Annotated in this window: 1 protein-coding gene; it reads right to left on the bottom strand. The window is 72.5% G+C overall.

The annotated features are described in order from the left end of the window. Nucleotides 1-397 (bottom strand): hypothetical protein (locus tag AB3X89_RS40300; RefSeq protein WP_368588067.1); only part of this gene is annotated, 397 nt, incomplete at both ends.

Below are 397 nucleotides of genomic sequence, written 5' to 3'. Positions count from 1 at the left end.
AGATACGCGTCGATCTTGCGTGCCACGACCGCCTGCAGCGCCTCCAAGGTCTGCAGGGCGTCCACCCGGTGGCGCTTGAGCTGCGGGCTGCGCGCCAGCGGCAGCAGCCCCATGCACAGGTTGCCCACGCTCTCCAGCGGTTCATTGCGCAGGCCCCTGGCGGCGCACAGCGCCCGGACCCGCCCCAGCGCTGCCGCGCCGAGCGGCCGCAACGCGTCGTGCATCCGCAGCTGGGCGAAAGCCTTGAGCAGCAAACCCACGCCGCGGCCATCGGCGCTGTCGAAGCGTTCCGGGCGCAGCGCCAGGTGCATCGCTACCCCCGTCAGTACACCGCGTGCGAGCCGGGCGTCGTCCCCGTCTTCGTCCCCGCCCAGCCGCGCCAGCGCGTTGGCAATCT

The organism is Paraburkholderia sp. BR14320, from assembly GCF_040948665.1.
GTDB classification, from domain to species: domain Bacteria; phylum Pseudomonadota; class Gammaproteobacteria; order Burkholderiales; family Burkholderiaceae; genus Paraburkholderia; species Paraburkholderia youngii.
Note: the sequence above shows the minus strand (reverse complement) of the source record. Positions and strands in the feature narration are given on the sequence as shown.